The 5878-nt window shown below is 67.7% G+C and carries 5 protein-coding genes and 1 pseudogene; all 6 read left to right on the forward strand.

Annotation, left to right across the window (positions count from 1 at the left end; all coding sequences use genetic code 11):
• Positions 1 to 636, forward strand: a pseudogene (locus AB0H88_RS52420) (amino acid transporter); the annotation flags it as partial.
• 325 nt (positions 637 to 961) lie between these two features.
• A complete protein-coding gene (kdpF, locus tag AB0H88_RS52425) occupies positions 962 to 1051 on the forward strand; it encodes a K(+)-transporting ATPase subunit F (RefSeq protein ID WP_336203760.1) in 90 nt (29 codons plus the stop codon).
• The gene (kdpA, locus tag AB0H88_RS52430) at positions 1051 to 2712 is read left to right on the forward strand and encodes a potassium-transporting ATPase subunit KdpA (protein ID WP_357657720.1); all 1662 of its coding nucleotides are present in this window, start codon (positions 1051 to 1053) and stop codon (positions 2710 to 2712) included. The genes kdpF and kdpA overlap by 1 nt, the downstream gene beginning before the upstream one ends.
• Position 2713: 1 nt before the next feature.
• Positions 2714 to 4837 carry a potassium-transporting ATPase subunit KdpB gene (gene kdpB, locus AB0H88_RS52435; protein ID WP_357657721.1) on the forward strand — a complete coding sequence of 708 codons (2124 nt, stop codon included), beginning with the start codon at positions 2714 to 2716 and terminating at the stop codon, positions 4835 to 4837.
• Positions 4837 to 5697: a potassium-transporting ATPase subunit C gene (locus tag AB0H88_RS52440; protein ID WP_357657723.1), complete on the forward strand. Its 861-nt coding sequence runs from the start codon at positions 4837 to 4839 to the stop codon at positions 5695 to 5697. The genes kdpB and AB0H88_RS52440 overlap by 1 nt, the downstream gene beginning before the upstream one ends.
• Before the next feature lies 1 nt (position 5698).
• Positions 5699 to 5878, forward strand: a 180-nt coding sequence (locus tag AB0H88_RS52445; RefSeq protein ID WP_357657724.1) for a hypothetical protein, incomplete at its 3' end; no start/stop codon positions are given.

Consider the following 5878-nt stretch of genomic DNA (forward strand, 5'->3'; position numbering starts at 1 on the left):
GGGTTCGGCGTGATCTCGGCGGTGCTGGCCTACACGCTGGTGGACAATGTGATCGAGCGGCCGGACGGTGTGAAGATCGCCTCGTTCTTCATCGCGGCCATCATCGTCACCTCGTTGATCTCCCGCGCCACCCGCTCGACCGAGCTGAGGGTCACCGAGGTGCACCTGGACCCGCTGGCCGAGGAGTTCGTCAACGGGGCGAGCGGCGACATCCACCTCATCGCGAACGAGCCACACGAGCGCGACCAGAACGAGTACAACGACAAGCTGCGCGAGCAGTGGATCAACCACCGGCTGCGCAGCGCCGAGCCGGTCCTGTTCGTCGAGGTGAAGGTGCCGGACGCCTCGGAGTTCGAGACCGAACTGCACGTCCAGGGCGAGGAGCGGTACGGCCACAAGATCCTGACCATCGACAGCTCGGCCGTGCCCAACTCGCTGGCCGCACTCCTGCTCCACCTGCACGATCGCACCGGCAGGGTCCCTCACATCTACTTCCACTGGGCGGAGGGCAACCCGATCGTGGCGATGCTGCGCTATCTCGTCTTCGGCGGCGGCGACGTTCCGCCGCTGACCCGTGAGGTGCTCCGCAAGGCCGAGCCGGACCTGGAACGCAGACCGCACGTCCACGTCGGCTGATGGACGTCAGTCGTCGGTGACGCACAGGTCCTCGCGGTCCAGGTGGCGTTGCGGGCGCCGGGCATCGGCGCGACCTGCCGCGCTTTCTCGGCTGCGTGTCGCGTACGAATTGCATCAATAATCGCGCCACGGCCGTATGGATGCCGTCAAGAACGGCAAAACCGCCAAATTTCGGGGCTTTCCTTGGTTCGTAACCGCTCGTCTTGAGCGGTTAGGCAAGGCGTTCCGGATATGAGGAGTTGGGGATGGCAGACGTCATCTTCGTCGCCCTGACGATCGCGATCTTTGTGATCCTCGGGCTCGTTGTGAGGGCGGTGGAGCGCCTGTGAGCGCGATCAACGCCACTGGTCTCGTGGTTGTCGTGGCTCTGGTGATCTTCATGGTCGCGGCCCTGCTGTTTCCGGAGCGTTTTTGATGAGCCCGACCGCAGCAGGGATGATCTTCATCATCTCTCTGATCGTCGCGCTGGCCTTGGTGCACAAGCCATTGGGCGACTACATGTACCGGGTCTACACGAGCACCAAGCACAATGTCGTCGAGCGGGGCATCTATCGGCTGCTCGGCGTGCGTGCCGATGCCGAGCAGAGCTGGGGTGTGTACGCGCGCAGCCTGCTGGCGTTCTCGGTGATCTCGATCCTGGTCGTGTACGGCATGCAGCGGTTGCAGGACAAGCTCCCGCTGAGCCTGGGCATGAAGCCGGTCACCGACCACATCGCCTGGAACACGGCCGTCAGCTTCGTCACCAACACCAACTGGCAGGCGTACTCGGGCGAGTCCACGATGGGCCACCTGACCCAGATGACGGCCCTGGCTGTGCAGAACTTCGTGTCCGCGGCCGTGGGCATGGCGGTGGCGATCGCGCTGGTGCGCGGCTTCGCCCGCCGCAAGTCGGAGACGATCGGCAACTTCTGGGTGGACCTGGTCCGCGGATCGCTGCGCATCCTGCTGCCGATCGCCTTCGTCGGTGCGCTGGTGCTGGTGGCCGGCGGGCTGATCCAGAACTTCTCCGGTGTCCACGAGGTAACCACGCTGACCGGCGGCACCCAAGGGATCACCGGCGGTCCGGTCGCCTCGCAGGAGGCCATCAAGGAGCTGGGCACCAACGGTGGCGGTTTCTACAACGCCAACTCCGCCCACCCGTTCGAGAACACCACCAACTGGACCAACTGGCTGGAGATCTTCCTGATCCTGGTGATCCCGTTCGCGCTGCCGCGTACCTTCGGCAAGCTCGTCGGCCAGGTCAAGCAGGGCTACGCGATCCTCGCCGTGATGGGCGTCATCGCGCTGACCAGCGTTCTGCTCACCAACGTGTTCGAGCTGGGCGGTAACGCCACCGTGCCGCAGGCGGTCGGCGCGGCGATGGAGGGTAAGGAGGTCCGCTTCGGCATCCCGAACTCGGCCACCTTCGCCGCCTCCACCACGCTCACGAGCACCGGTGCCGTGGACTCCTTCCACGACTCGTTCACGCCGTTCGGCGGCATGATGACGATGTTCAACATGATGCTCGGCGAGGTCGCGCCCGGCGGCGTCGGCTCCGGCCTGTACGGCATGCTGATCCTGGCCGTGATCACGGTGTTCGTGGCCGGGCTGATGGTCGGCCGGACCCCGGAGTACCTGGGCAAGAAGATCGGCGCCCGGGAGATCAAACTCGCCTCCCTGTACTTCCTGGTCACCCCGGTCCTCGTGCTGATCGGCACGGCGTTCGCGATGGGCTCGGCGGAGCAGCGCGCGAGCATGCTCAACTCGGGGCCGCACGGCTTGTCCGAGGTCCTCTACGCCTTCACCAGCGCCTCCAACAACAACGGCTCGGCGTTCGCCGGCATCACGGTCAACACGCCGTGGTACGACGTGGCGCTCGGCCTGTGCATGGCGTTCGGCCGGTTCCTGCCGATCGTGCTGGTCCTGGCGCTGGCCGGGTCGCTGGCCCAACAGGCGCCCGTACCCGCGGGCGCCGGCACGCTGCCGACCCACCGGCCGCAGTTCGTCGGCATGGTCGTCGGCGTGACGGTCATCCTGGTCGCCCTCACCTTCCTCCCGGCCCTCGCGCTCGGCCCCATCGCAGAAGGACTGTCCTGATATGTCAACCCCAGTGCGCGAGGCGCCGGGCAAGGCTCCCACACCGAAGCGCAACGGCCGGGTAGGCGGCGGCCTGCTCGACCCCAAGCAGCTCCTGACCTCGCTGCCGGACGCGGTGAAGAAGCTCAACCCGGTCACGCTATGGCGCAACCCCGTCATGTTCATCGTCGAGATCGGCGCGGTGTTCACCACCGTCCTGGCGGTGCTCGAGCCGTCGTTCTTCGCCTGGGCCATCGTGCTGTGGCTGTGGCTGACGGTGGTCTTCGCGAACCTGGCCGAGGCGGTGGCCGAGGGCCGGGGCAAGGCGCAGGCCGCCACCCTGCGCGCGGCCAAGCGGGACACCACCGCCCGGCGTCTGAAGGGCCGCTCGTCCCCGGAGTGGGATGTGGTCGGCGCCTCCGAGCTCAAGCAGGGTGACTTCGTGGTCGTCGAGGCCGGGGAGATCATCCCGGGTGACGGCGACGTGGTCGAGGGCATCGCCAGCGTGGACGAGGCGGCCATCACCGGCGAGTCCGCGCCGGTGATCCGCGAGTCGGGCGGCGACCGCTCGGCGGTGACCGGCGGCACGAAGGTCTTGTCGGACCGGATCGTCGTCGAGATCACCCAGAAGCCCGGCGAGAGCTTCATCGACCGCATGATCGCTCTCGTGGAGGGCGCGAACCGGCAGAAGACGCCGAACGAGATCGCGCTGAACATCCTGCTGGCCGCCCTGACGATCATCTTCCTGGTCGCCACCGCGACCATGCAGCCGCTGGCCATCTACTCCAAGCAGATCAACCCCGGCGTGGCCGACTCGCTCGCACTGAACGCGAACGGGGTCACCGGGATCGTGCTGGTGTCGCTGCTGGTATGCCTGATCCCGACCACGATCGGCGCGCTGCTGTCGGCGATCGGCATCGCCGGGATGGACCGGCTCGTCCAGCGCAATGTGCTGGCGATGTCGGGGCGCGCGGTCGAAGCCGCCGGGGATGTGTCCACGTTGCTGCTGGACAAGACCGGCACGATCACGCTGGGCAACCGGCAGGCGTCGGAGTTCGTCCCGGTCGCCGGAGTCACGGAGGAGGAACTGGCTGCGGCGGCGCAGTTGTCCAGCCTGGCCGACGAGACGCCCGAGGGCCGCTCGATCGTTGTCCACGCTAAGCAGGCGTACGGCCTGCGCGAACGGCAGCCGGGCGAGCTGGCGCACGCCGAGTGGGTGCCGTTCACCGCCCAGACCCGGATGAGCGGCGTGAACCTGGACGGGCGCGAGGTGCGCAAGGGCGCGGCGACCGCGGTGATGAAGTGGGTACGCGACCAGGGCGGGCACCCCACGGACGAGGTGGGTCACCTGGTGGACGGCATCTCCGGCTCCGGCGGCACACCGCTGCTGGTGGCCGAGAAGGGTCGGGTCCTCGGGGTGATCCACCTCAAGGACGTGGTCAAACAGGGCATGCGGGAGCGGTTCGACGAGATGCGCCGGATGGGCATCCGGACCGTGATGATCACCGGTGACAACCCGCTGACCGCCAAGGCCATCGCCGACGAGGCCGGGGTGGACGACTTCCTGGCCGAGGCCACGCCCGAGGACAAGCTGGCGCTGATCAGGAAGGAGCAGGAGGGCGGCCGGCTGGTCGCGATGACCGGGGACGGCACCAACGACGCCCCCGCACTCGCCCAGGCCGACGTCGGCGTGGCCATGAACACCGGCACGTCCGCCGCCAAGGAAGCGGGCAACATGGTCGACCTCGACTCCAACCCCACCAAGCTCATCGAGATCGTGGAGATCGGCAAGCAACTGCTCATCACGCGGGGCGCGTTGACGACATTCTCGATCGCCAACGACATCGCCAAGTACTTCGCGATCATCCCGGCGATGTTCGCGGCGGTCTATCCGGGGCTGGACGCGCTCAACATCATGCGCCTGGCCAGTCCGCAGTCGGCCGTCCTGTCGGCGGTGGTGTTCAACGCGATCGTCATTGTCGCGCTGATCCCGCTCGCGCTGCGAGGGGTGCGTTACCGGCCGTCCAGTGCCTCAAAGCTGCTGTCGCGCAATCTGTACATCTACGGCCTGGGCGGCATCGTCGCGCCGTTCATCGGCATCAAGATCATCGACCTGTTCGTCCAGTTCCTTCCGGGGATGTCGTAATGGACCGTCTACCTAGCTGGCTGCGCCAGCACCTCGCCGCGATCCGGGCGGTCGTCGTCCTGACCGTGCTGCTCGGCGTGATCTATCCGCTGGTCACCACCGGCGTCGCCCAAGCGCTGTTCAACGGCAAGGCCAATGGCTCGATCGTCCAGGCCGGTGGCAAGGACGTGGGCAGCGCGATCATCGGCCAGAAGTTCACCGACAAGGACGGCAACCCGGTCAGGAAGTACTTCCAGTCCCGCCCGTCCGCCGCCGGGGACGGCTACGACCCGACCTCTACCGGCGCCAGCAACCTGGGCCCTGAGGACATCGTGGACACGTTGCCGGTGCCCGGCGCCAAGGACGAGGAGGGCAACCCGGACGCGGGCAAGCAGTCGCTGCTCACCCAGGTCTGCGCCCGTTCCAAGGCGGTCGGCGAGCTGGAGGGCGTCAGCGGCGCCCGCCCGTACTGCACACCGGACGGCGTCGGCGCGGTGCTGAAGGTGTTCCCCCACCATGCCGTCAGCGTCAACCAGGTGTGCCCGGCAGTACCATTCGTGGCCACCTACCAGGGACTGAAGGTGGAATGTGGCAAGCCCGGCGAGGACTACGCCGCAGGCCGAACCGTCCCGGTCAGGGGAGACGCGGGAACCCCTGCCGTACCGGCCGACGCGGTGACAGCCAGCGGCTCCGGGCTCGACCCGCACATCTCGCCCGCCTACGCCGAGCTCCAGGCGCCACGCGTGGCCAAGGAGCGCGGGATCACGCTCGACAAGGTCAAGCAGCTCATCGACGCGAACACCACCGGCCGGACGATCGGCTTCATGGGCGAGCCCGCGGTGAACGTGCTCGAACTCAACCTGGCCCTGGACAGGGCGTGAGATGAGGGGGCGGTTGCGGGTCTACCTCGGGGCGGCCCCCGGGGTGGGCAAGACGTACGCGATGCTCTGCGAGGGTCGCAGGGGGCTGGAGCGCGGCCGGGCGAGAGCCAGGACGCCGCCACGGCGGACGTGGACCTGGCCTACCCGAAGCAGCAGTACCAGAACGCCAGCAACGACGACG

The sequence above is a fragment of the Nonomuraea sp. NPDC050680 genome (assembly GCF_040654555.1).
GTDB lineage: Bacteria > Actinomycetota > Actinomycetes > Streptosporangiales > Streptosporangiaceae > Nonomuraea.